Here is a 1437-nt window from a genome sequence, read left to right on the forward strand (position 1 = left end):
ACTCCACCGATATCGCGTTACATGAATTTTGTCATCTGCTAAATATGGCGAATTTAATCGATTCTTATCCAGATGTACACGGTGCTACAACATATAACTATAGCATTGATCCAAAGAACGGCTGGATGCAGTTTTACCTTGATTTTCTAACAGGAAATGTAGTAGATCCCAAAACCGGAAAATTAACAGGTGTTTATCCTGAAATGTGGCGCTTAACACCAAGATACATGCGTGAAAATGCTTTAATTAGCGGTGGCGTTTGGGGATTCCGACCAAATGGCGGGGGAAATCTGACCATTGATAGCTTAGAAAAAGTCTATATTCCACTAAGCTACAGGAATTCAGGAGGCGGTCCGTGGTTTGATTTTATGTTTGCAAGCGGTGCAGATGCCATCGACGCTAGCAAAATAAAATCCAATAATACGAATGTTATTAAATTCCTGAATTTTGACAATCAAATAGCAAGAAGTCAACCAGTCGGACTCGGTGAAACATCGCTAGATTTCACGACAAAAGACGGCCAGTTCACTTATACAAAAACAGTTGTCATTTATGATGAAGGACAAGCGACCGAAGCAGTAAATGCTTTGTTCGAAAAAGATACTACCATCAAAGACAGCACAGACCAAGCAGCCATCGACAAGGCTCAAACATTGGTGGACTTACTGCCAACAACGATAACAACAAAAGCTGAACTACAAAAGAGAATCGATGCAGCCCAAGAGGCATTAAATAATAGAAATGCAATCACCACACCAGTGATTAGCCCAGTTTCAGAAAAACAGACAAGTCTTACGGTAACTGGCCTTGAAGGTGCACGAATTGCGGTCACACTACCAGACGGAACAATGGTTTCCAAAACAGCTAATGCACAAGGAATAGCAACATTTTTTGTCACAGATTTAAAAGCTGGCGATATCATTACAGCCACACAAACCAAGAATGGTATAACTAGTAAACAAGCCTCTATCACAGTCACACCAGACCAATCAGAAGTAATAACAGTAACAACGGAAAGCTTTACAATCGGCAAAGATAGTTATATCAAAGGTACCTATACTGGTGATGTTGCTAAACTAGCCATCGAAGTAAACGGCACCTTACTTCAACAAATCAATGCCACAAAATCACCATATCAATACTACGCAAAAGGCAAAGTGACCGAAGCAACTGATCAAGTATATGTAATCACATACGATTCTAATGGTAAACAACTCGAAAAAACCAAAGTAGATGTCAAGAACCAGACAAAGTCAACCTTAACGCCAAAACCATTCTACATTGGTAAAGACAACTATATCACAGGTCAATTAGCAGGCGACATCACGAAATTCAGTCTAACAGTCAATGGTACAGAATACACAAGAATCAATGTAACAACACCACCAGACTTCAAATATTACGCCAACAATATCATTAAGAATGCTACCGACACAG

1 protein-coding gene is annotated in these 1437 nt (G+C 39.7%); it reads left to right on the forward strand.

The window, feature by feature from the left end; genetic code table 11:
• On the forward strand, positions 1 to 1437 hold a 1437-nt coding region (locus PRIP_RS17275; protein WP_036102671.1), incomplete at both ends, for an immunoglobulin-like domain-containing protein.

It is taken from the genome of Paenilisteria riparia FSL S10-1204 (genome assembly GCF_000525995.1).
Taxonomy (GTDB): Bacteria; Bacillota; Bacilli; order Lactobacillales; family Listeriaceae; genus Listeria_A; species Listeria_A riparia.